Raw genomic sequence first — 24472 nt, 5'->3', positions numbered from 1 at the left:
ATTGTATGTCAATAATAAAAATATATGGAGGCACAACAAACGCCCTCTAATTAACAAAACCTTTTTTCTCCTGCTTTTTCTATACACTTATCTTTAACTATTTTCCGAAGTCAGGAGCTAAATGTGTCCCTTCTTTCATTTTGTCTTTTGCTATTTTCTTTAGCAAATTTTCCAAAACGACATATCTTACTTTTTTGAAGATTTATCTCCAGCCCAAATTTCTGCAACCTTTCTTCCAACATGCCTTGGAACTTTATTGCTTGATTCTCATGCTGAAAGCAGAATAAAAGATCATCTGCATATCTAAAACTATACATTTCCCCATTTATGCTCTTGCTAGCTACTTTAGTAACCCATAAATCAACCACATAATGAAGATATATGTTTGCTAGCGTTGGACTAATTACCCCACCTTGCGGTGAACCGCTGGAAGAAGCTATTAGCTTCCCATCTTCCATTATTCCAGCTTCTAGCCAACTTGTGATATGTTTCAGTACCCGTTGATCTCTTATTCTATGACTTATAAATTTCATCAGCCATTCGTGTTGCATATTATCAAAGAACGATGCTATGTCCACTTCTAACACCCAAGATATTTTCTTTTGTGCTATCACTTCCTTAACATCTTCTACTGCCTGCAAAGAGCTTTTGTTCTCTCTAAAACCATAGGACTGAGGTAGAAATTCCTGTTCAAAAATAGCTTTCAATAATAGATTAATAGCATTTTGAGCTATTTTATCTTCTACTGTAGGCAATCCTAACGCTCTCTTACTACCTCCTTTTTAGCTATATACACTCTCTTTACTGGCTGTGCTTGATATTGACCTCTTTTCATTCTATATAAGAGCCGATCTAAATTTACATCTAAATCTTTTGCATATTTACTGGCACTTATAGCATCAATTCCGTATGCTGCTCCCTTACGTAGCTTGCTCCATGCTTCACCCATCCATTCCTTATCTACTAAATGCATCAAAGTTTTGAGTGGTTCGTCACGGATTTGCTTTGCTCTGTTAGATAAAGATAATAATTTTGTTTGGAAGAAATGGCAATTCGGTGATCGCCCCTTCTGTCTGTTATTGTCTTTCTTTTGTTGTGCATCCCTTCCCTCCATAGACATTACTCCACTTCTTCGGTACTATGAACACATCTGACTCCCCAAATACCATTATTATTGATTTTGCAATTCTGCTTCATCTATAATTACCTTCTTTTTTTTTTACATAAAAGGAGTATTTAGGGTCTCCCAGGTTCCTTGATTGAACAATTTCATGCATGCTGACGACGCATACCCCGCCAGACAGTATTAAGCTCACCATATCACTTAACCCCATATTGCTTTCCACATCATAGACAGTGTCAGCTTCTGGCATTCATCTAAGTTCTCGAGGCTCTCTTGTCGTTCACTTTCGTTTCGGCCTACATTCGCCCTGTTTACGCTTCATCTAAGGCATTGCTGCCTTAAATGCAAAACTCAGTTCTGGCTGGTTGGTTATTCCTTGGCCAGAGAGGAATTTCACCTCCTTATTCAACCAGGCTTTTCCTGGCACACCTATACTATTAGTTGTGTATATTACCTTCCTTATCTCCTCAGGGTATCCTAGAAAAACCATTAAATTTTCCCAATGAACATACCAAGATTTAGCAATTTGTGGATACTGTTTACTCCATTTAACTTCAAAAGATTCTAAAGCAAGATGTGCTTCTTCCTCTGTGCTAGCAGTATAAATAGGCTTTAAATCAGCCGCTAATTCTTTTCGGTCTTTATATGATACATATTTTAAACTATTTCTAATCTGATGTACAATACATAATTGATGTTCGGTTTTCGGAAAAACTGCTTCTATTGCCTCAGACATACCGGTTAAATTATCACTGCAAGCAATAAGCATGTCTTGCATACCTCTGTTCTTCATCTCAGTAAAATTACCAAGCCAAAATTTCGCTCCTTCATTTTCACTGATCCACAATCCTAAAATATCCTTCCTTCCACATAAATCAATACCTAATGCTACATATACAGACTTATTGATAATTCGTTTATCTTGACGTACTTTTACTACTAAACAGTCAAAAAATACTATAGCATATACTCGATCCAATGGTCGGCTTTGCCATATCTTGACATCCTCAATTACATCATCAGTAATTTGACTTATCAAACTTTCGCTAACGTCAGCTCCATACAATTCTTGCATTTGAATCTTAATATCAGATAAGCTCATTCCTTTAGCGTATAACGATATTATTTTATCATCAAATCCTTCAATACGTCTTTGACGCTTCGGAATTAATGCAGGTTCAAATGTACTACTTCTATCCCTTGGAACCTCAATCTCTACAACTCCATTATTTGTTACTAGATTCTTTACTTTACTACCATTACGAACATTATTGCTATCAGTATGACAATATTTATCATATCCTAAGTGATTATTCATCTCTGACTGCAATGCCTTCTCTACAAGCCTTTTGGTTAATTGTTTTAGTTAACCACTCTGCACTGCAAGTGCAGAGCTTAATATTACGGCATGAATGCCTAATGTATGTACTAACTTAAAAGTTAGAAACTATTTATGTATGGCTCATTTAGAAAGTGTTACAACACAAAAAGAATATATCTGTGAAGTGTAAGATTTTGTTAAAAATATCTTATCTTTTCTTGATAAGATATTTAAAATTTATGTTGAAACGACGCACTGCAAGTGCGGGGTTTTTCTCCCAAAGTGGGACAATAAACCATCCTCTTTAAATAAAGTTGATATATCTGTATCATTATTTATTAATAAATCTATTGCTTGATTCATTGCTTCATTTTGTTTTTGTGTCATTGTAATTTCTCCTTTTGTTATATTATATTTTTATATAACCTTTGAGAAATTTACACACTTATTTGGACAGAGCCCAGTCATTGTTTCCCTCTTACGTTCTTACCTTTCTGTCAGCCCTTCGCTCCACTCCCATTACGAAGCTTCATCACTACTACAACTGACTCAGCCATCCTTAACACCATCTCCAAAGCCTTATGTTTCGGCACTTGTACTTTGAATACTTACTTAACTCAGTAAGAGTTATAAGGACTTCTCAAGTTGTGTCATTAATCTCTACAAACTCGCTGACGCCTGAGACCCCGATGGTTGAAAACTTTCGGATTTTTTCGCTAGTTTGACCTCTAGTTTTCTCTTGTCTACTGCGTTGTGTAGCACATCGACTTCCACTACCAATATCATTTCAGGGCTATCACGTTCACCATTTGGTTTCGGCTCGGATGTTTCGCTGTCTACGCTTTACTACTGTCGTTACCTTCAGCAGCACAAGACTCGCTATATGGTGGAGCTAGCTACTCCTTCCATAACAGGACTTTCACCCGTAAGATTAATGCACCTTATCTTGACGCACACACAAACTATAGGACAGACTCCTTTTTGAATTGCAAAAAGATCTTGATACCTGGTTACATTATTATAATAACGAACGCCCTCATTCCGGCAAGTATTGCTATGGTAAAACTCCAATGCAAACCTTTAAAGAATATACTGCTTTATTTATTACTATGTGATTGTCTCTAGATTTTACATAGATACAGTCCAAGTATAATATTGGATACACCCTATCTAAACAACGATTTTGCCACCTAGTTACTTCTTCTATCACCCCATCTGTTATGGTGGATATCAAGTCACCAGATACATCAGTTTGATATATTTCTTCTAAATGCCCTCGGATCTCTCTGACTGTCATACCGCGACCATAAAGGGATATCACTTTCTCATCAAATCCATTAAATCTCCTCAGCCCTTTTGGTATTAATTGAGGATTATACTCTCCTTCCCGATCTCTTGGTACTTCTACTATCAGCTTACGACCATCCCCATCAATTACTGTCTTCTCATAGCTACCATTACGACGATTATTATCTACTTTTGGCATCTTGCTATGTTTTGAATATCCTAATTCATGATCCAACTCACTTGCTAATATTTTCTCAACTATTTGCTTCTTTAGCTGTTGAAATAAACCATCTCGACCAACTGAACAACCCTCAGCTCGAAGCTGAGGGGTTATAAAGTGGAGTCAATTTGAAATTGACCTACTTCTATGGGTTCTCATTCTTGTTCTTCTATATATTTTTGGATTATTGCATCTGTTATATTACCTGAACTTATTGCCATATAACCTATAGCTTGGTATCCACACTAAATGCACTTTTAAGTCATATTTACTATGAAACCCTATAACTCCTAATCTTATTTCACTAATTCGTCGTTAACACGACTTCATTATATCTTCCCTTCGCCTAAAGGCGAGGGTTTTTTATAATCCCCGTTGGGGGACAATAACTCCGATGGATCTGCTTTTGATAATAATTCTTCTACTAGCTGATTACTGATGTTTAATGTATCTTTATCTGTATCTAATTTTTTAGCCATAATTCCTCCTTGCTTGCTTAAGTTACTTTTTTTACAGTAATCTCTTACTGCTTTCTTTGCAACTTTGTGAGTAGACCTAACCAATTGCTTGGTTAAGCCCCTCCTCAGAACCGGACATGCAGAGCTACCGCATCCGGCTCCCGAAAGGTAAGATAGGCTTGTACCCTATTTTTTTTTGTTGGTTTTAGAACATTGAAATGGTCTTCCACTTATTTGGAAAGTCGACCCTTTTGAGTATTTCAGCTAATCTTTGCCAATTCATCTTACGCTTCCCACCCATTCTATTAAACCACCCATATATTGCTCGCCTAGTTTGGTGAATAAATGAACTTACTCGTCTTTGATTATCTGATATACCATGATAATTGATCCACCCCTTTGTAGCTCTAATGACTTGCAATAATATCTGTTCTTTGCCCCTCTCATTAAGGTGACTTCGTAGATATTCTCTTAGCCCTTTAAGCTTCTCGGTAAATCGATCTTTCCTTGTGGTATATTTTAATCTCCATATGTTACCAAACCTTGATTTACCCCAATAGCAAGTAAAGCCAAGAAAATTATAACTCTTGATCTTCTTACCTTGCTTAGCTAAGTCCTCAGCATGGTATCTACCGGACTGAATCATCTGCGATTTAGCTTCATTGATGTTCAAGCCATACTTGTTTAATCTTTTGGGCAAAACCTCATAAAACTTCCTCGCGTCTTCTTCATTCTCAAAGACGAACACCATATCGTCACAATACCTCACCATTCCAGTTTGCCCTCTTATGTTTTCCTTGCTGATTTTAGCAAACCAACAGTCAATAACATAATGTAGGAAGACATTTGCCAAAATTGGTGATGTTTTAGACCCTTGGCGGCATCCTTCCTTGTTAGTAACTGTAATGCCGTTTTCTATAATTGGTGTTTCCATCAGTTTCATAACTAGTCTTAGGAATCTTTTGTCAGATATTCTCTTTCTTAGGAATCCCATCAACTCAGAATGTTTGATTGAATTGAAGCACTTAGTTATATCAATTTCAACTACAGCTCCTTTATTGAAGTTATACGTAAGTCTATTCAACTCCTTAAGTGCATCATGGGCGTTTAATTTAGGTCGAAACCCGTAAGAACATTTTAAGAATATTGGCTCGAACACTGAGTTTAATATCTTGCTTACTGCCGACTCGATTATCTTGTCTTCAAAGCATGATATTACCAAAGGTCTTTTGCCTCCATCTTCTTTTGGAATCAATGTAATTCGTGCAGGTTTAGCTTGATATTGCCCCTTGCGAATTTTAGTAAGGAGCGAGAGCAAATTTGCTTCCAACTTCTTACCATAAACCGCTTTGGTTATACCATCTATTCCTACAGCTTTCTTGCTATCAAGTTCCTTATATTGTTCTTCTAACATCTTTAAATCAATAATATGTCCAAGATTATTAAACTTTATGTCTTGATTTTGTGATGATAGCAACTTTATACGCTCAAGTTTCGTTGACCATGTATTTCCGTCTATGCTGTGTACGGTCATTGTTTCCCTCTTACGTTCTTACCTTTCTGTCAGCCCTTCGCTCCACTCCCATTACGAAGCTTCATCACTACTACAACTGACTCAGCCATCCTTAACACCATCTCCAAAGCCTTATGTTTCGGCACTTGTACTTTGAATACTTACTTAACTCAGTAAGAGTTATAAGGACTTCTCAAGTTGTGTCATTAATCTCTACAAACTCGCTGACGCCTGAGACCCCGATGGTTGAAAACTTTCGGATTTTCGCTAGTTTGACCTCTAGTTTTCTCTTGTCTACTGCGTTGTGTAGCACATCGACTTCCACTACCAATATCATTTCAGGGCTATCACGTTCACCATTTGGTTTCGGCTCGGATGTTTCGCTGTCTACGCTTTACTACTGTCGTTACCTTCAGCAGCACAAGACTCGCTATATGGTGGAGCTAGCTACTCCTTCCATAACAGGACTTTCACCCGTAAGATTAATGCACCTTATCTTGACGCACACACAAACTATAGGACAGACTCGCATAAATATTTTGTGAGTTTTAGGCAGCTTTGTGGTACGCTCCTAAAATGTATTTCTCCCAGTTTAGTTGCCAATCATTACTAGCATATGCAGAGCGAATTTGTAGTATTGGCTGGACTCCTTCTCTAGACCATCGCATGTGTTGCTTTCCTTTGCATCTTTGATTGATTAAGCTTTCAACGGTACATTCAGCTAAATTACTAGTAAAAATAAGATTTTGATTTTTACGGGTATTGTAATCAATAATTTTTGACTCATTATTGCTAATGTATTGCCGTAGTGTGCGAAACTTTGTAAGTAACTTAATATTTGATACTTGCTCAATCAGTTCATCAATTCTGGTTCGCATATGTTGGACAATAGAAAAAAGATTGATATAATGACCTAAAAAAGATGTCAAGATGTTGCATATTACTCCAAGATTATTACCATATTTCAAAGGATTTTGTTCTTCACCAGAAATAATAATGTTATTTGTCTATATGAAATGCCGATTTTCTTTAACAGGAGTTTCGCACTTAGCAAAATTGCGTATCAGCTAAAAGCCATCTAATGTTGTTCTGAATTGATGTTTTTATAACTTCCCAAGTTTGTTGATATAAAGTAATTTTTTCATTTATCCTCCTTTTGTTCATATCGAGCCAAGCAAATACGGCAAGGCAAATATGATTTCTCTGAGCTCGACCCGTGCGTGCCTGACAGCGTTCAATACCACAAGTTTGTTTTAATTCTCGATGATAAACCTCTATAGACCACCGTGCCTTAACAATTTTCTCTATTTGTTCACGTGTTGGATTTTCTAAGTTAGTTGTTATGTATTGGACTTTGGACAAAATAATTAACCTATATTTAGCAACTTATAATTTATTTTTTATGTAAAGTAATTTACCTAAAATTGTAAAAATATTAACTATAGATTAATAATAATCTTAGAAAGATAACTCATAATACTAGTTTTGTATCAAACTTTCTATTTTGTGAAAAAACAGGGATTTTTGTCCAAAGTCCAATTAGGCGGAGTGTTAGGGAACGTGCGATGAAGTGCCACTTTCATTTTAGACAGGAAATCTCTTGAAATATATTTAAAATAACAAAATAATGTTGTGCCTAAATTTTAAAAACCCCAGCACTATAAGCCTTCCAAGCTTATGCCTTATTAAAAAATGCGGAAGTCAGGAGTAATCTTAGAGCGGTAGCTATTTAAGCATCGTCTCTCATGATTTTAACGCCTCGATTTGTAATGAACTTAAACCAGTAGATTGGGCAATAAGATCGATAGATAAGCCAGCTTTAAGTAGATTTTTAGCTATTTCAGCTTTACCTTCAGCTTTACCTTCAGCTTTACCTTCGGCCTTGCCTTCCTCAATATATTTTTGTGCAATAGTTCTCATGATATTACCTGTTTCTTCTTCTGATAAATATTTGGCTAGTATTTGCTCTAATTCTGATTGCTGCTCTTCTGGCAACTTAGCATCAGTATACCATAAAAACGATTCTAAGTAAATAGAACTATTCTCTTTATCTATTAACACTTCTAGTTTAAACCTTCTTAAAAACTCCTCCCACAATTTAAGCATATCTCTTTGATGTATATGCTTCATGACATAGCTCATCATTCCTAAATGCTTCTGCTGAACTATCTCATCATCTGACATGCTCTGTAAATCTACTAATTGATAATCTGACACCATTAACTCTTTAGCTTGCATAGGGTCAGTAAACAATTCCCATATGTTTCTTGGTGCACTATATTCCTCTACACCGTTATACATAATCATTGGGTAGATTAGTGGTAGCTTATCATTATTCTTTTTATGTCTTTCGCATAATAGTAACGTATATTTCCAAAGCCTTAGTGCCATCCAATAATCACTTGTTGACTGATGGTCTAATAAAATGTAGATAAATGCAGTCTCCTTATTTTTAGTGCTTACAGAATAAACTATATCACTATATTTTCTTCTCAAGCTCTCTTCAATATAACTTTCTTTCTCTACTTTAATTTTTGATAAATCTAACTGTTCTTTAAAATTACTCGGTAGATAATACTCTAAAAATTCTTGTGCAGCTATTTCATTGCCCATAATTCTTTTAAAAAGCTGGTCATGTTTAGGTTTTTTTGGCATTTTGCTACTTACTTGTTATCTATCATTTAGCCAACATTTGTTCGCTCTTCTTTGAGTATCTTATATACAGCAGCACGACTGATACTCATTTTTTTAGCTAAACTAGTTCCCATAATACCTTGTTCATGATATTGCAGCAATTGCTTTCTATTAATCCTGCGTTTAGCTCCAAATTTTACTCCCTTAATTCTTGCCTCTAGCCTACCTTCATTAGTACGCTCTAAAATCCTTAGACGTTCTGCTTGTGCTACTGCTGATAAAATGGTTACTACCATTTTTCCAGTAGCTCCTTCGGTGCTAATACCATCATCTAAGAAACGTACTCCTACTTTGATTTTATCAAAGTAATTAATCAGGCTGGTCATATCTGCAGTATCCCTACCTAATCTATCCAGTTTAGTAATTAACACTGAATCACCTTCCTCAACTTTAACCATTAATGATTTTAGTCCTTCTCGATCAAGATTACTACCTGTTGTTTTATCAGAAAATATTCTTGACTCGATAACCCACCCCGGCTTTTTTAAGAGCTTGTTTTTGTATTTCTAATGATTGCTCGGAAGTTGATACTCTAGCATAACCAAATAATCTCATTGAGTAATCTCATTTTATCTGTTCAAATACGTCTATTAAATCAATTGATTGACTATTTTGTCTATTATATGCCGATTTACGATTTAATGCACAGTATTTTAGTCAATATTTCTACTGTCTTCTAATTTATAAGTTAGTACACATCAAATAGATATCAAAAAGTAACTTGCATCACTAAACCTACATCCTGTAAATACACTACTTCTAGTAAACAACTCTATACTACAGAGAAGGACCTTCGAACTCCTTTGATATTACTCTTTGCTGGGCAGCAAATTTATCTCTCCCTTGCTGTATATGTTCTCGAGGAAAAAACTCATTATTCTCATGCACCTTTAATGCATAATCTAGTAACTTTAACTGACATGTAAATGATTTCCCGTCTATTATCATCTCTTTGCCTGAGTGAATATCATTTAAATGCTGCTTTAGCCTATCAATTACATGGCTATGATATTGATGCGTTAAACTTTGTAACGCACTAGCACTATGTGTAGAATGCTTAATTGTATTAGTTATCTGTCTAGGTTGCATTGCAGTTCTATCAATATATGATCCTAATTTATTCAACTGTTCAAATACATTGTTTCTCTCATTACGATAAGCATGGTTTATAGATTTTAACAGACTACTGCCATTATAATTATACTCCTTATAATCATGCCCATGTTCCTTACAATTAACGTGTAAACTAGCTAGATATTTCTGCTCGTGTTCTAAGGCTTTAAACGCTTGCTCCGGCGTTTTAGCTCTTTGCTTAGCTTTTACTAATTCTCCAAGCTTAGCAAAAGTATAATATTTATCTCTCACACTTGTCAGGATTTGCTCCATCTCCTCATAACTTTTTCCTACTAACGATACTGCTAGCTCTTGTCTTTCAAGCTTTGCTCCATACCTATTAGCTTCATTCACCAAATCCTTATGTTCATCAACAAAATTATCTGCAAATTCTATTGATTTTCGAGTAACATCAAGTTCGCTACTACCCTTTACATTACTACTCCTATACGCATCTATTATTTTCTCTTCATTAATCTTAAATTGCTGAATGTACCTAATATTAGCCTGCTCTTGCTTACTTAATTTCTCTCCTTCATTGCTACTACCAAAATATTGCTCCAACGTAACGGCTGCATGCTTGTTTAATGCTCTACTAAATGCTTTTTGAATTTCTTCCTCTCCTAACCCTTTATCCTTTAATATATCGTTAAAGTCCCCTACTTTACTTGGTCTCACTATTTCAACAAATGCTCCTTTACTTAGTAATTCGTTCTTGGCTACTTCGATTGTCTTATTCGTTACTGCATCGATTCCATCATTATCAGCTGCTATAATTATTTTCTCCCCACTTACTGCCTGATAATTCTTGATATTACTTATTCCTAATGAACACACTATCTTTATTTCTTGCTCTTGATGAGCAACATCATGAACCAAAGCTTGTTTCACCGACAAAGCTGTTTCCAAACCTTCCGCAATGATTACTATGTTCCTATTACCACTCTCAGTATTATTACCTATCATACCCACATCCACAAAAGACCCCACTATCTTCCCAAACGATCTCTTCGCAATATCAACATCAGCTTTTTTATTTGTTTTGCTATCTAATAATATTTGCTGACCTCCTGTAATATTCCCTTTGGCATCTCTTGCAAACACTACCAAGGCAGGGACTTTCTGTTTAAGAGATTTCTCATAAACATTAGTCCTTCTAATATCCTTACTTATATTATTTCTAGCTAATCTATTCTTGTCTATACTATCATTACTTAACTGTTCCTTGGCAAAATCAACATCTATATTCCTTGTTTGTACTAAATACTGTCCAGCCGTAGAACTTAACTCTAGCTCCTTGCTTCTACTATATAAATTCTCTGCTTTGCGTATCTTACTTAGCTCTTCTGACTTCTGTTTACCAACTTGCTTACAATGTTCTACATATTTATCTGATATAATATTATCATTTACTGCCTGTAAGTTAGGTCTTATCTTATTAGGACTAATCCCTAATCTATCTTGTAGATAATTCACTGATTCTTTAAAGTCATAATTCTTCTCCCGCTCCACAAGATCAAATATGTCTCCTCCCTTGCCAGACTCAAAATCATACCATGTTCCTGCTTTATTGCCGCTAATCTTTACTGCTAATGAACCATTATTACCATACTTCAAAGTTGACTTGTTTGATAATTTGCTATTTGGATACCCTAGTAAATCAATTGCTAGCGACTCTGCTCTAATTGCTATCTCTCTCCTAACATTATCAACCTCACTTCTATAACGCTCTCTATTCTCCTCATATCTCTTCTCCTGACCTTCCTTATAATCAATATTTGCGTAAAATCTATCCTTTGATGAAGCTTTTGTTCTCATTGCTATTATGTTGCGATCTTTACCAGCCTCTAACATGCCTGTATCATTAATACTAGAATTAGATTCGATACTTGTTACATCATCCACAACAGCACTTGTATTAGCAACATGACCAATTTCCCCTAATTTCTTACCTATATTGATTTGACTACTATGCACATTAGCATTACCTCCTACTACCTGCTTTTCTTCTCTTACATTTATTGCAGCATCCATATCTTGATTTTCTTCATATACCCTATCAAGCACCTCTTCTACCCTTACTACACTCTTACTAGGCTCTCTATAATGATAATACTCCTCCTTTGGCAAATATTTATCTGTTAGCTTCCTTATATTATTTTCAGCAAAATCATAAATCTTTACCAAAGACCTACTCAAACCATTCATATTATTTAAGATATCTATATCTTCTAAGCTATGATTAACTTCCTCCTTCGTTAAGTAATTTAAGCTACTACCACTATCTATCGTCTTGGATAATTGTCTAATTAAACTCTCTCTACCCAAAGTGGCTATTTTATTAACATATAAATTTAACTCACTGATATTTCTTGATAAACCTACATAACTGTTTCTAAGACCAGCAAAACCATTGTGGTAGACATATACATCTTGTATCGATGCACCTTGTCCCTTAAATATTGTTACTGCATAACCATGTTTAAAACTATTAAATTCTGATGGATTGAATTCCACCATTCTATACTCACTACTGCTTTTGCTATCCTTACTGTCTTTTATATAGTTTGGATTCTTCAACGATATAATAAATCTATTTGTTGATACATCTAATATTACTCCAAGTTCACCATTGACTATACCAAGCTCCTTGCTGGTACTACTTAGCACTATACGATCTCCTCTCATATAATGATTACCACATACTTCTATCTCTTGACCCTTTAGCTTACCTTCTAGCTTTAAATATTGACGTACTCCATGATTTAAGGCTGCTACATCTTTGTTTCTTACCGCTAGTATTATTTTATCATCAATAGCGTAACTGCTCTTATGCCAATCGGCAACTAAAATTTGCATTGACTCATTAGCATCAGAACTCCACTTAATCCTTTGCTCTTCTTCTAATATACTCACAGCTCTTCTAACATCTCCATTAGACAATGCCATAGCCGTCTGCTTGCCCCAATCGCTATCCTGACGCTTAATATCTAATATCGTACTACTACCATATTTGTTAGCCAACACCTCAAACATCCCTCCTCTTTGCACACTAGTCAGCTGACGTTCATCTCCTGATAGAATAACTGTGCATTTGCGAGTAGATGCTACCCGAAGTAACTCACTAAAATCATCATTTCCTATCATCCCTGCTTCATCTACTACTACTACACTATTCTTTGGCAAAGCAAATCTTCCATTAGCTAATTTAAACAGCATCCCCTTAATCGTATCAGTATGCCTAAAACCATCAGAAGCTAATGCCTCTTTAGCTTTATGGGTTGGGGCAACTCCTATCGCATGTACCTTTAATTCTTGGGCAATTGCAGCAATCTGACGCAATACATGGCTTTTCCCTACACCTGCCCTACCTCGCACTATCTGTAAAGCCGACTTAAATGTCAGTAACTCAGTTAAAGCATTATGCTGCTCTTCTGTTACCTTGCCCTCTACTGCTACGATTGATTCAATTGTACGTTTAGATATATCTTGATTACTCGTAAATACATTCCTAACACTTGCTACATAACTGCTAAGACGCAATATCTTCTGCTCTTCTACTCTAACCTCAGACGTAGTATAATACTGAGTAACCCTACCATCCTCTCTGTACAACGCTATTACTTCTTTATCTGCCAAAGCATCTGATACTAACTTTTCTCTTCTTTCCACATCTGATACGTATTTCACTGCTCTCATTAAGTCGCCTTTAGTAAAGACACTCATATGACGCGTTACCTTCTCTAGAACTCTAGTTCCACAGTTTAAATGCTCTATTTCAGCTTGCTTCCTTTCTTCATTCCTTTCCGCTGCTTGGTTAAGTACACTCCTCATACGTACTGGTCCAATGTGTTCTTGCGTTATCTCTCCTGGTAAATCGACTCGTAACTCAAGTCCGCATTCCTTATAATAATCATTTTGGATTCTAGTCCAAGCAATACTATCTTGTGTTTCTTCTATTACTTTTTGATAAGCAACCTTAGGCTGTAGATCACGTGCTTTCTTTAATTCAAATCCTACTCCACTTTTATTAAACCTACGAGTAGTAAATAACAAATGGGCATGCACATTCTCCTCTCCTTCATGAGGGCTATGGATATCAATTTGTACTCCTAATCCTTCTTTTACCCACCCTTTATATTTTATAAATCGGTAAATAAGTTCTCTTTGCATTGATAGAGTTACTAATTTCTCTTTTGGTAATGCTAGTACCCATTCTATATATAACTGACTATCTTTTCTATGTTCAGATTGCTCTACTATATTTGATAATATAGCTATATCTTTAAACTCTTTACTTACATAATCTGGTAGCAATACTTCATGATAAATATTATCTTTTTTATTAGCAAAATTAAAAACTACTCCTGTATTCTTATCAGTAATTATTGTTCTAGCATTATATGCACTACTACGGCAGCTATTTCCTCCACTACTTCTACTTATATATCTTGATTTAATGAATCCTATAGCCATTATTTAATTATACTTGCTGATTAGTGTGAATATTATGTAATAATATTCATTACTGTATTCAAAAGCAAGCATTAGTATAATGCATCTTACGTCTATAACTATTCTATCGAATGAGTTATATAACCTTATAGCAACTCAGAAAGAATGATTTGACAATATACTGAAGGAGTTATTAGAACCTGATGGGTATAATTTAGTTATTATTAACTATATCAATATAATAATAAGCAATTAATGCTGTTTTTACTTTTACTATATTTAACATTATGATTACACCTGACAAGCATTAGAAGTAAGAAAAATCATTTAATTATTATTACTTTAATTGTTCTGAACTATAAATTTTAAATTCAAAATAAGTTATTCTTGCTTCATACTAAATTATTTAGTAATTTATTCTATAATAATTTCTAATATTAAATGGTCTAAACTACATGAAGGCGGTAACAACACAAAAACTACGACTAGAACAAAAGAAAAATAGATTAATTGCTGAAGAAACTAAACTAAAACTCAAAGAACGTAAAATGCGTACTCGTCATTTAATAGAAATGGGTGGGTTAATTGTTAAATCTGAGCTTGACCACTTACCTACTAATACCTTATATGGCTCTCTACTATCTTTAAAAGAATCTCTAACAAAACAATCTGATATTCAAGATCAATGGACTAAAACTGGCAAAGCTGCTTTTGATCAAGAACAACAACAAAAAACTGCTGTCATTCTAAAGTTAGACGAAAAACCTTCGTTAGAAATTCGTTCTCATATCAGAAGTCACTCACTCAAATGGAATCACCTCAGAAATGAATGGTATGGTTATGTCCTTGATTTACAAGATTTGAAGAACGGGCTTGGGGATATGAAGTATGAGCTGCAAGTGATTAAGGAGTAAAGATTATGCCGCAATTCAGAGATCAAGAACTAAAAATTACTTACTCAATATAACTATAGTACGTGTTAATACATACTAGTATTCATCTATTAATACCACTACATATTAATACATACTAGTATTCATCTATTAATACCATTGCATATTAATACATATTGATTATACTACTATGTATAATATATACTGGTACATACTTATGCTTATATTAATTGGAGGAGAAAAAGGTGGATCTGGTAAAAGTTGTATAGCACAAAATTTTGCTACTATTCTTCGTAGAATAGAAAAAGAAGTTTTATTAGTTGATTGCGATCCACAAAAAACCACTTCAAGCTGGATACAAGAAAGAAACGAAAATAAAAATTTACTATATATAGAATGTATACAATTGTATGGTAATATACTAAAAAGCTTAGAACAACTTAAGGGAAAATATAAAATTATAATAGTAGATTGCGGTGGTCAAGATTCTAAAGCATTAAGATCTGCATTAGTGTCTTGTTCTCATGCACTATTTCCAATCAGACCTAAACGAAGAGATTTAAAAACTTTACCACATCTAGAAGAATTATTATCGGAAGCTAAAATTACTAACAATAACATTAGATATGCTACTGTAATTAATCAAGCTCCAAATCTTCCTTCACAAATGCAGAGAATTTTAGATGCAAAAGTGATATGCCATAATTGGAATATCCCATGCTTAGATTCTATCTTATTTTACAGAAATATATATGATGATAGCGAAGAATCAGGGTCTAGTGTATATGAAGAAAATACTGATTTAAAGGCTAAAGAGGAATTATGTAAAGTAGTCAATGAATTTTTGAATATAGAGATCAAAAATGTCTAAATTATTAGGGTTAAAAAAAGAAGATATAAAAACGCAATTTATAGAAAACGTTAATAAATATCAAAATGGTATCAATAATAATAAAAGTAAAAGTAAACACATAACTTTAAGTATGAATGACAAATATATTGAGTTAATTCGATCTTTATCAAAGCAAGATAGGTTAACAAAATCAGGTATCATTAGGGCAGCTCTAATATCATTCGCTAAGTTATCAAAAAGTGATAGAGAAAAAATTTATGACGAAAACTATGAAGATTAATAATAAACTATCTGACCCATCAAATTTTAACGACACAATAGAATTGTCTCAATCTAATACTTTGCAAGGTACTAAAATAATTACATCAAATATTTCTATTTCAGAATCAAAAAAAGTAACACTTGATTTTCAAGAAATATATAACAAATTACACAACAAGTTTCCTAATATAATTAATATGCAAAATCCTGTAATACTTGCTATTGGTATTCATAAAGAACTTGCTAAAGAAGTAAAGCTCTCAAATCAATCTATTGGTAAATGGGTGAGTTGGTATATACGAAAATCAAAATACTATATCAATCACAAAGAAGGTGCAGCGAGATTTAATCTAAATGGAGAACCGTGCGGGACTATTAGTGAAAAAGAAATAAATCTTGCCGATGCTAGAAAGAATTCAGTAAACATAAAAAACAAGGGATACTAAATGATTCTTACAGGATTTCAATTAAGAGCCTCACGAAAAGCGTTAAATTTGTACTTAGAACAATTAAGCCAAAATACAGGAGTAAGCAAAGTCACTCTCATGAGATTAGAAAAAAATACTGCTAATTTAGCATTAATAAATTGTACTACAAAAAACGCCCAAATTTTATATAATTATTTTTGTGAGTAGACCTAACCAATTGCTTGGTTAAGCCCCTCCTCAGAACCGGACATGCAGAGCTACCGCATCCGGCTCCCGAAAGGTAAGATAGGCTTGTACCCTATTTTTTTTTGTTGGTTTTAGAACATTGAAATGGTCTTCCACTTATTTGGAAAGTCGACCCTTTTGAGTATTTCAGCTAATCTTTGCCAATTCATCTTACGCTTCCCACCCATTCTATTAAACCACCCATATATTGCTCGCCTAGTTTGGTGAATAAATGAACTTACTCGTCTTTGATTATCTGATATACCATGATAATTGATCCACCCCTTTGTAGCTCTAATGACTTGCAATAATATCTGTTCTTTGCCCCTCTCATTAAGGTGACTTCGTAGATATTCTCTTAGCCCTTTAAGCTTCTCGGTAAATCGATCTTTCCTTGTGGTATATTTTAATCTCCATATGTTACCAAACCTTGATTTACCCCAATAGCAAGTAAAGCCAAGAAAATTATAACTCTTGATCTTCTTACCTTGCTTAGCTAAGTCCTCAGCATGGTATCTACCGGACTGAATCATCTGCGATTTAGCTTCATTGATGTTCAAGCCATACTTGTTTAATCTTTTGGGCAAAACCTCATAAAACTTCCTCGCGTCTTCTTCATTCTCAAAGACGAACACCATATCGTCACAATACCTCACCATTCCAGTTTGCCCTCTTATGTTTTCCTTGCTGATTTTAGCAAACCAACAGTCAATAACATAATGTAGGAAGACATTTGCCAAAATTGGTGATGTTTTAGACCCTTGGCGGCATCCTTCCTTGTTAGTAACTGTAATGCCGTTTTCTATAATTGGTGTTTCCATCAGTTTCATAACTAGTCTTAGGAATCTTTTGTCAGATATTCTCTTTCTTAGGAATCCCATCAACTCAGAATGTTTGATTGAATTGAAGCACTTAGTTATATCAATTTCAACTACAGCTCCTTTATTGAAGTTATACGTAAGTCTATTCAACTCCTTAAGTGCATCATGGGCGTTTAATTTAGGTCGAAACCCGTAAGAACATTTTAAGAATATTGGCTCGAACACTGAGTTTAATATCTTGCTTACTGCCGACTCGATTATCTTGTCTTCAAAGCATGATATTACCAAAGGTCTTTTGCCTCCATCTTCTTTTGGAATCAATGTAATTCGTGCAGGTTTAGCTTGATATTGCCCCTTGCGAATTTTAGTAAGGAGCGAGAGCAAATTTGCTTCCAACTTCTTACCATAAACCGCTTTGGTTATACCATCTATTCCTACAGCTTTCTTGCTATCAAGTTCCTTATATTGTTCTTCTAACATCTTTAAATCAATAATATGTCCAAGATTATTAAACTTTATGTCTTGATTTTGTGATGATAGCAACTTTATACGCTCAAGTTTCGTTGACCATGTATTTCCGTCTATGCTGTGTACGGTCATTGTTTCCCTCTTACGTTCTTACCTTTCTGTCAGCCCTTCGCTCCACTCCCATTACGAAGCTTCATCACTACTACAACTGACTCAGCCATCCTTAACACCATCTCCAAAGCCTTATGTTTCGGCACTTGTACTTTGAATACTTACTTAACTCAGTAAGAGTTATAAGGACTTCTCAAGTTGTGTCATTAATCTCTACAAACTCGCTGACGCCTGAGACCCCGATGGTTGAAAACTTTCGGATTTTCGCTAGTTTGACCTCTAGTTTTCTCTTGTCTACTGCGTTGTGTAGCACATCGACTTCCACTACCAATATCATTTCAGGGCTATCACGTTCACCATTTGGTTTCGGCTCGGATGTTTCGCTGTCTACGCTTTACTACTGTCGTTACCTTCAGCAGCACAAGACTCGCTATATGGTGGAGCTAGCTACTCCTTCCATAACAGGACTTTCACCCGTAAGATTAATGCACCTTATCTTGACGCACACACAAAATAATTTATTGTTTATAGATCAACATACTATCACTTTAAATACTATTATAGAACCTAAGCCTATAGAAAATAATTTAACTAGATTTCAACTCATTGTTGCTAGATGTGCTTTAGGATTAACACAAGCATCTCTTAGCAAATGCATATCAATTAAAAAATCGGTAATTACTGAATATGAAAGCAAAATAAATAATACCTACCTCACCAGTAGATACTCATATGTGGACAGTATATTACAATATTTTCACGACCAGGGATTAATTTTTTCTAATAATCTTTCAGTCAAAACAACTAATTAACTACTCTTTTTATATAACAAAGCTTAAAAAACATCATCATTGAACTATAAATTGTTGTATTTTAATTATCAAAGTGATGTAGTAATCACTACAAATACTTGTACGGTAATTGGAAAATTACACAGCTTTAGAAGCAAATTCATTACTGTAGCAGGGTGATTTAGTAAAAAGAAATAGTTGACTGTCTACCACAGCTTATGTTAATGTGAACTTTGGAAATACAAAAAACACAAGCTTAAGTAGACATGTTACTGTTTGATAATATAATATAAGTTATAAAAAATCAATACTAATCTCTTCTTAAGCTCCATTATGGGGCTAACATGCAAATATCTTCAACTATAATACCTATTTCACATCTTCTAATTAATACTGAAGTAGTAACTAATTATTCCAAGGACACTAAACTTAACTTTACTAATTTCTCATCGTTCCAGGAATTAAATACCAATAAATCCTACACCCCTATTGCCACCTGCGTACTAGAACATATTCTTACAAACACGAATCTCTGTGACCTTGAAAAATTGTTCTACATCATAGCCGATAGTTTAAGCCTTATTAATCACAATAAAGGTAAGAAACGCAGTATAACTCTTTCTGCCAGACAATGGGTTGAGAAGCTTGATTGTTCCGTTGCTGAAATATTTTCCATGCAGCAAAGCTTAGAACAGAAAGGTTATTTTGAGATTTATCGAAGCAAAAATAAGGATGGCAAGAATAAGAAAAATACTATTACACCTACTTTACCTGATTCAGTCTTTAACTCTTTAGCTAATACTCCTAACAGATTTAATATTGGCACATATTCTACTGATACTTCTTTATATTCTAACTTTACTTCTACCGCTTACTTACCTAATCTAGAAAATAAAAGAACTTATCTTGATAGGACTAAGATGTTTATTAAACTTAACTACGATCTACTTTTACTCATTACTTCTTGTAACTATTTAACTAAATACGCAAAAATTCTATGGTTAGATTTTTATGCTATAGGCTATAGATATTATTTGAAACATAGAAATTGTGACAATAATACTACAGAGACTAGTCAATATTATGCTAAGAATACTGAAGAACTAAGTAAGATGCTTATGTATACATCTGATACCAATTGCAATAATTAACGCAGTGGTGTAAAATGGGTTTTTAACTGATAAAGGTACTCAAATGGCTAGGTTAATATTACCACAAGGTTTTCATGGTCATGATTTTATAAAAATGATGAAACATGAGCCGCATGGTCGAAATCGTATACGTTTATTGGCGATGTATCACCTTCAATTAGGCAAATCTTTAAAAGCCATATCTGAAATAGTGAAGTCACACTGGAAAACTGTGCAATCATGGCTCAGAAGATTTAGGAATCATGGTTTTGAAGGATTATTTGAATCACAAAGAAGCGGCGCCCCTAGGAAGATTAACACTATACAAGAGTCTGCTCTTTTTGATAAAATCAATACGCTCAGTGAAAGTAAAACTGGTGGGTATATAACTGGAAAGGAGCTACATATCATGTTACTTGAGGAATATGGTGCTAAATGCGCTTTAAAAACAGTCTACAATACTATGCACCGCCTTGGTTTTAGCTGGATTACTTCTCGTTCAATGCATCCAAAGTCAAATCAAGAGACTCAAAATACATATAAAAAAACTTCCCAGACATGTTAACAAAATTATTACCAAAAAATATCGATAGATGTAAAGTTGATATATGGTCTCAGGATGAAACTCGAGTTGGGCAACAAGGTAGCTTAACTCGTATATGGGCTAAGCGTGGCACTAGACCCCGTAAAGTTCGGCAACAGCAATTCATTTCAACATATATTTATGGAGCTGCTTGCCATGATACAGGAGAAGCTTTTGCATTAATTTTACCATATGCAAACACACAGGCAATGAATAAATTCTTAGAAGAGCTTTCTCGCAGTATTCAAGGCAACCGACATATAGCTTTACTAACGGATAATGCAGGTTGGCACACAGCCAAAAAACTAACTGTGCCAAGCAATATCACTTTGATACCGCTTCCGCCCTATGCACCGGAACTTAATGCAATGGAACAAGTTTGGGAATGGATCAAAAATCATTTCTTGTCTAACCAATGTTATGGTGTATATGAAGATATCGTCACTATGGCTTGTTACGCTTGGAATCAATTTGCTCATAATGTAGATTTAGTAAAATCAATTATGTATAGAGACTGGATAAACACACCGTGTTAATTATTGCAATTGGTATAATACGTTTTAATCCAGTATTACTACCAATAGCATATAAAGATAGTAGTAAGCGTTTCAGTAATTTAGATTGGCTGATGTTGCCCCTAGCAGCAACTGTCTGAAAATGGTTGGTAAAACCAATACGCAAGTCTGTTTCTTTTAGGATATCAATTAAGTTTATTGCTCCCCAACGTTTATTAATTACTTGTTGTAATGTTATCAGATTACTAGGTTCAATTTGAGCATCGTATGGTGTTAACTTAATATGTCCATTAGTGCTATTCTTCGGAACAATGATTTTTACCTTATGGTTATCCCCAATACTATTATTAAATTGCTGTAAATGCTGATCTAAAGTATCTCGCAATGATTGGATGAATTCGTTACCATCTTTTGGTAATCCAAGTTTTTTGTAATAATATTCAGCATTATAGTCAAAATCTTTGGGTAAATCCTCTTCTGGATCACGGTAACGATACGCACCCTTAACCCATATTTGCTTACAATCTAGTAAATCATGCAATAGCTCTAAAATTGCCACTTCATAATTAAAGCGGTTGATTCTAACATTTTTAGCTTTAGTTACATCTTTTATTTCATTGTCTGCATTGTTTCCAGTGTTCTCCTCCTGTTCTTCTATTACCATAGACTGCCATTTAGCTGGTATTTCATTGGTCGCTGGCACAATTTTAGAATCAGGGTAATATTTACCGCCAATATTCTTATTAATCTTAATAAATTCAATAGCCTGTAATATCTCTTTACCATCTTGATTATTCGTCTGAAAAGTAAATATTTCTAATAGCATTAATAATATACGACGATGAGCATGCGAGTAACAAGATCGCATCTTCTTCTGCACTTGATGCTGATACCATGTATTTTTGTTAGATATAAGCTCTTTGGTTAAATCACCAAGCGTCTCTTGGCTAACTTTTGGATAAATGGTCTCCTGAATTACACCATTTGGATTCTCTAGAGCTGTGTCTGCAAGGGTATATAAAATGTCAAATTTTCCATTAACACATCTAACTTCAGATAATATATCTTTATTAGTAGATATTTCAGCTGATGTTCTCATTTTGTGAATTAGCTGAATTAAGGTAGTTATTAAATTATCGGTTATTAATTCACAACGAACATGACAAAATATTGCCATAGTGGCATAACAAATTTGTGGCTGGTGTTTTCTGATCTCACTTGGCAATTCAGCACAAATCCTAGTGTAATATTTTTTCTTAAGTTTTCTTGGAACTGAGTTTAATTTCTCGGGTAAACTCAATCTTCTTAACCACTTAAGCTTATCTATTTCGTTACTGACATTTTTTAATTTAGCTCCGGCTATATCTTTCTTTAGACAGCTTAATGTTATTATTGCTAACCTACTTTCCTCACTATCCTCCTTGTTTTGCTCCTCATTATAACTGATTTCATCACTCTTAGGTAATAACTCATTTATTAACTTTATTGTGGCAATAGATAACTGCTTAGAAATGTCCAAGAAACACTTTCGCTCAAATCTAGAACATGCCGTAGCAATATAACGATCTAACTGCCTTGGTTTAAATGGTTCTAATCTCTGATTGCCACAAAATTGATAGGCTTGCTCTAATATTTGCGGTAATGTTGGAACTTGTGGTAAGCTATGTTCTATTAGCCAATCAATTAACTTTTTACTATCCTCTATATTAGCTTTTCGATAGTCTAATAATAACCGAATTTCTTGACGAAATCGTTTTGAACTTCTGTTATGCCAATCATAATTATCAAGATTCATATCACAGCAATCTAGTTGCATAGCCAGGCTATTAATCATCGTTTGCTGGATAACATCGCTAGGAGTTGGATATCGTCCTTCTACTTGAAAAAACTTGAGCATTACAGCAAATGCTAATCTATTTTCTTTAGTATTCTTACTACTAGCTAAAATAATTTCCTCACTATCTAACGTAAAAAAAACATCGCTACCAAGAATATTATTTTCGGATAAATTATTTTGCATTTATATATTTTCAATCCATACGTAAATTTATTTATGATCACCAAATTCAACTAATCTGGGATCAAACTCTTCTGAATTAAAATCATCCCTTAGCCATTTCATACCAATTGCAATAATTAACACGGTGTGTTTATCCAGTCTCTATACATAATTGATTTTACTAAATCTACATTATGAGCAAATTGATTCCAAGCGTAACAAGCCATAGTGACGATATCTTCATATACACCATAACATTGGTTAGACAAGAAATGATTTTTGATCCATTCCCAAACTTGTTCCATTGCATTAAGTTCCGGTGCATAGGGCGGAAGCGGTATCAAAGTGATATTGCTTGGCACAGTTAGTTTTTTGGCTGTGTGCCAACCTGCATTATCCGTTAGTAAAGCTATATGTCGGTTGCCTTGAATACTGCGAGAAAGCTCTTCTAAGAATTTATTCATTGCCTGTGTGTTTGCATATGGTAAAATTAATGCAAAAGCTTCTCCTGTATCATGGCAAGCAGCTCCATAAATATATGTTGAAATGAATTGCTGTTGCCGAACTTTACGGGGTCTAGTGCCACGCTTAGCCCATATACGAGTTAAGCTACCTTGTTGCCCAACTCGAGTTTCATCCTGAGACCATATATCAACTTTACATCTATCGATATTTTTTGGTAATAATTTTGTTAACATGTCTGGGAAGTTTTTTTATATGTATTTTGAGTCTCTTGATTTGACTTTGGATGCATTGAACGAGAAGTAATCCAGCTAAAACCAAGGCGGTGCATAGTATTGTAGACTGTTTTTAAAGCGCATTTAGCACCATATTCCTCAAGTAACATGATATGTAGCTCCTTTCCAGTTATATACCCACCAGTTTTACTTTCACTGAGCGTATTGATTTTATCAAAAAGAGCAGACTCTTGTATAGTGTTAATCTTCCTAGGGGCGCCGCTTCTTTGTGATTCAAATAATCCTTCAAAACCATGATTCCTAAATCTTCTGAGCCATGATTGCACAGTTTTCCAGTGTGACTTCACTATTTCAGATATGGCTTTTAAAGATTTGCCTAATTGAAGGTGATACATCGCCAATAAACGTATACGATTTCGACCATGCGGCTCATGTTTCATCATTTTTATAAAATCATGACCATGAAAACCTTGTGGTAATATTAACCTAGCCATTTGAGTACCTTTATCAGT

General features: G+C 34.5%; 20 protein-coding genes and 6 pseudogenes. 9 read left to right on the top strand and 17 right to left on the bottom strand.

The genetic code is table 11. The annotated features are described in order from the left end of the window. Positions 1-110: 110 nt before the first annotated feature. From NBW66_RS07190 to NBW66_RS07175, 4 genes and pseudogenes are all read right to left on the bottom strand, one after another. Complete coding sequence (locus tag NBW66_RS07190) at positions 111-755, bottom strand: reverse transcriptase domain-containing protein (RefSeq protein ID WP_250312143.1); 645 nt, start codon at positions 753-755, stop codon at positions 111-113. 2 nt (positions 756-757) lie between these two features. Beyond that, complete coding sequence (locus NBW66_RS07185; RefSeq protein WP_250312142.1) at positions 758-1120, bottom strand: hypothetical protein; 363 nt, start codon at positions 1118-1120, stop codon at positions 758-760. Between the two features lie 433 nt (positions 1121-1553). Beyond that, positions 1554-2489, bottom strand: a pseudogene (locus NBW66_RS07180) (IS256 family transposase); the annotation flags it as partial. A 192-nt stretch (positions 2490-2681) separates the two neighbouring features. Next, positions 2682-2831: a hypothetical protein gene (locus tag NBW66_RS07175; protein WP_250312140.1), complete on the bottom strand. Its 150-nt coding sequence runs from the start codon at positions 2829-2831 to the stop codon at positions 2682-2684. Between the two features lie 590 nt (positions 2832-3421). Between NBW66_RS07175 and NBW66_RS07170 the strand changes: the two are divergent. Then, positions 3422-3559: pseudogene (locus NBW66_RS07170) on the top strand (IS481 family transposase); the annotation flags it as partial. Here the strand turns inward: NBW66_RS07170 and NBW66_RS07165 are convergent. The 5 genes and pseudogenes from NBW66_RS07165 to NBW66_RS07150 all read right to left on the bottom strand — a co-directional run bounded on the left by NBW66_RS07165 (position 3499) and on the right by NBW66_RS07150 (position 6890). Beyond that, positions 3499-3981 carry a transposase gene (locus NBW66_RS07165; RefSeq protein ID WP_250312156.1) on the bottom strand — a complete coding sequence of 161 codons (483 nt, stop codon included), beginning with the start codon at positions 3979-3981 and terminating at the stop codon, positions 3499-3501. The pseudogene NBW66_RS07170 and the gene NBW66_RS07165 sit on opposite strands and share 61 nt — an antisense overlap. A 125-nt stretch (positions 3982-4106) precedes the next feature. Beyond that, positions 4107-4184: pseudogene (locus NBW66_RS15265) on the bottom strand (IS200/IS605 family transposase); the annotation flags it as partial. 96 nt (positions 4185-4280) lie between these two features. After that, a complete protein-coding gene (locus tag NBW66_RS07160) occupies positions 4281-4514 on the bottom strand; it encodes a hypothetical protein (RefSeq protein WP_250312139.1) in 234 nt (77 codons plus the stop codon). A gap of 100 nt (positions 4515-4614) precedes the next feature. Continuing rightward, on the bottom strand, positions 4615-5943 hold the full coding sequence (locus NBW66_RS07155; protein ID WP_250310618.1) for a reverse transcriptase domain-containing protein: 1329 nt from the start codon (positions 5941-5943) through the stop codon (positions 4615-4617). Positions 5944-6470: 527 nt separating this feature from the next. After that, complete coding sequence (locus NBW66_RS07150; protein ID WP_250312279.1) at positions 6471-6890, bottom strand: hypothetical protein; 420 nt, start codon at positions 6888-6890, stop codon at positions 6471-6473. Between NBW66_RS07150 and NBW66_RS07145 the strand changes: the two are divergent. Beyond that, a pseudogene (locus NBW66_RS07145) lies at positions 6853-6957 on the top strand (IS6 family transposase); the annotation flags it as partial. The gene NBW66_RS07150 and the pseudogene NBW66_RS07145 sit on opposite strands and share 38 nt — an antisense overlap. Before the next feature lie 12 nt (positions 6958-6969). Here the strand turns inward: NBW66_RS07145 and NBW66_RS14995 are convergent. The 4 genes and pseudogenes from NBW66_RS14995 to NBW66_RS07130 all read right to left on the bottom strand — a co-directional run. Continuing rightward, a pseudogene (locus NBW66_RS14995) lies at positions 6970-7278 on the bottom strand (transposase); the annotation flags it as partial. 387 nt (positions 7279-7665) lie between these two features. Next, positions 7666-8577 (bottom strand): Rpn family recombination-promoting nuclease/putative transposase, encoded by a 912-nt coding sequence (locus NBW66_RS07140; RefSeq protein WP_250312138.1) that lies wholly within the window; start codon positions 8575-8577, stop codon positions 7666-7668. Positions 8578-8603: 26 nt separating this feature from the next. Next, positions 8604-9102: pseudogene (locus NBW66_RS07135) on the bottom strand (recombinase family protein); the annotation flags it as partial. A gap of 291 nt (positions 9103-9393) precedes the next feature. Further along, the gene (locus tag NBW66_RS07130; protein WP_250312137.1) at positions 9394-14205 is read right to left on the bottom strand and encodes an AAA family ATPase; all 4812 of its coding nucleotides are present in this window, start codon (positions 14203-14205) and stop codon (positions 9394-9396) included. Between the two features lie 434 nt (positions 14206-14639). Here NBW66_RS07130 and NBW66_RS07125 point away from each other — a divergent pair, with 434 nt between their 5' ends. From NBW66_RS07125 to NBW66_RS07110, 4 genes are all read left to right on the top strand, one after another. Continuing rightward, on the top strand, positions 14640-15098 hold the full coding sequence (locus tag NBW66_RS07125; RefSeq protein ID WP_250312136.1) for a conjugal transfer protein TraD: 459 nt from the start codon (positions 14640-14642) through the stop codon (positions 15096-15098). Between the two features lie 196 nt (positions 15099-15294). Next, positions 15295-15948, top strand: a complete 654-nt coding sequence (locus NBW66_RS07120) for an AAA family ATPase (RefSeq protein WP_250312135.1) — start codon at positions 15295-15297, stop codon at positions 15946-15948. Continuing rightward, positions 15941-16210 (top strand): hypothetical protein, encoded by a 270-nt coding sequence (locus NBW66_RS07115; protein ID WP_250312134.1) that lies wholly within the window; start codon positions 15941-15943, stop codon positions 16208-16210. Before NBW66_RS07120 ends, NBW66_RS07115 begins: the two co-directional genes overlap by 8 nt. Continuing rightward, positions 16200-16637 (top strand): ProQ/FINO family protein, encoded by a 438-nt coding sequence (locus NBW66_RS07110; protein ID WP_250312133.1) that lies wholly within the window; start codon positions 16200-16202, stop codon positions 16635-16637. Before NBW66_RS07115 ends, NBW66_RS07110 begins: the two co-directional genes overlap by 11 nt. A 299-nt stretch (positions 16638-16936) precedes the next feature. On the opposite strand, the gene NBW66_RS07105 is transcribed toward NBW66_RS07110, so the two are convergent. Further along, positions 16937-18265, bottom strand: a complete 1329-nt coding sequence (locus NBW66_RS07105; RefSeq protein WP_250310618.1) for a reverse transcriptase domain-containing protein — start codon at positions 18263-18265, stop codon at positions 16937-16939. Positions 18266-19379: 1114 nt separating this feature from the next. On the opposite strand from NBW66_RS07105, the gene NBW66_RS07100 reads away from it, so the two are divergent. From NBW66_RS07100 to NBW66_RS07090, 3 genes are read left to right on the top strand one after another with little or no spacing between them, the layout of a single operon-like run. Beyond that, positions 19380-20186, top strand: a complete 807-nt coding sequence (locus NBW66_RS07100) for a hypothetical protein (protein ID WP_250312132.1) — start codon at positions 19380-19382, stop codon at positions 20184-20186. 43 nt (positions 20187-20229) lie between these two features. Next, positions 20230-20730: a helix-turn-helix domain-containing protein gene (locus NBW66_RS07095; protein ID WP_250310542.1), complete on the top strand. Its 501-nt coding sequence runs from the start codon at positions 20230-20232 to the stop codon at positions 20728-20730. After that, positions 20724-21284: an IS630 family transposase gene (locus tag NBW66_RS07090; protein WP_250310543.1), complete on the top strand. Its 561-nt coding sequence runs from the start codon at positions 20724-20726 to the stop codon at positions 21282-21284. The genes NBW66_RS07095 and NBW66_RS07090 overlap by 7 nt, the downstream gene beginning before the upstream one ends. Here the strand turns inward: NBW66_RS07090 and NBW66_RS07085 are convergent. From NBW66_RS07085 to NBW66_RS07075, 3 genes are all read right to left on the bottom strand, one after another. Beyond that, the gene (locus NBW66_RS07085; protein ID WP_250312131.1) at positions 21250-23283 is read right to left on the bottom strand and encodes a DUF4158 domain-containing protein; all 2034 of its coding nucleotides are present in this window, start codon (positions 23281-23283) and stop codon (positions 21250-21252) included. The genes NBW66_RS07090 and NBW66_RS07085 overlap by 35 nt on opposite strands. Positions 23284-23399: 116 nt before the next feature. Further along, a complete protein-coding gene (locus NBW66_RS07080; RefSeq protein WP_250310543.1) occupies positions 23400-23960 on the bottom strand; it encodes an IS630 family transposase in 561 nt (186 codons plus the stop codon). After that, positions 23954-24454: a helix-turn-helix domain-containing protein gene (locus NBW66_RS07075; protein WP_250310542.1), complete on the bottom strand. Its 501-nt coding sequence runs from the start codon at positions 24452-24454 to the stop codon at positions 23954-23956. The genes NBW66_RS07080 and NBW66_RS07075 overlap by 7 nt, the downstream gene beginning before the upstream one ends. Between the last annotated feature and the right edge of the window lie 18 nt (positions 24455-24472).

The organism is Rickettsia endosymbiont of Oedothorax gibbosus, from assembly GCF_936269705.1.
Taxonomy (GTDB): domain Bacteria; phylum Pseudomonadota; class Alphaproteobacteria; order Rickettsiales; family Rickettsiaceae; genus Tisiphia.
Note: the sequence above shows the minus strand (reverse complement) of the source record. Positions and strands in the feature narration are given on the sequence as shown.